The sequence below is a fragment of the Streptomyces sp. T39 genome (genome assembly GCF_008042045.1).
Lineage (GTDB): Bacteria > Actinomycetota > Actinomycetes > Streptomycetales > Streptomycetaceae > Streptomyces.
Window position 1 is genome coordinate 1 of record NZ_RDBP01000198.1, and the last position, 698, is coordinate 698.

A 698-nucleotide genomic window follows, 5' to 3' on the forward strand; every position below is an offset into this window, starting at 1 on the left:
CGACCTGGTCGAGGTCGTGGCCGGACGCCTTGAGCAGGCCTTGAGCAGGGCCATCAACTGCCGCACCTCGTCCAGCGGACGTGCGACCGCCGCTGCCGGCAGGGCGACGGGGCCCGTGCCGGGGCCCCGGTCACGGGCGCGAAGGCCTCCGCCGCCCGCCGTCCGATTCCCTCTTCGCCCAGGACCGGGGTCCGGGGCGAAGAGTCCGGAGGCCGTATCAGATCCCGCATCCGCCGTACGGTCAGTGACCGCGGCCCCGACGGGCGGCGCCGGACCGGCTGGAGTTGAATGAAGGCTCGGGGGCCGAGCGCAGTGAACCCGCCGATCGCGGACCGCCAGGTCAGGGAGTGCCCCACGGGGATGATCGTCAGGCCTCTCGTTCGGGTCCTGCCGGGTTCGCGTGCCCTGATCCGAACGAGAGGGCCCAAGTGACTACTGGCGGCGACGCCCTCGCGGCGGACACGCGGCACCCGGAGGGCTGCGCGCTCCTGGTGGTGGCCGGCGACGGCACCGTCCTCGCCTGCACCGCCGACGCGGTCACGCTGCTCGGGGAACCGGCCGGGGCGCTCACCGGCCGCCGGGTCGAGGACCTGTTCGAGGACCCCGACCTCTGGTCGCGGCTGCTCGACCCGGACGCGGGTCCGTGCCCCGTCTCCCGGAGCGCGGTGCTCAAGGGCCGGCCGGAGACCGTGCTGTGC

General features: G+C 74.8%; 1 protein-coding gene. It reads left to right on the top strand.

The features are described from left to right. Positions 1-428 precede the first annotated feature (428 nt). On the top strand, positions 429-698 hold a 270-nt coding region (locus EAO77_RS36840), incomplete at its 3' end, for a hypothetical protein (protein WP_147992627.1).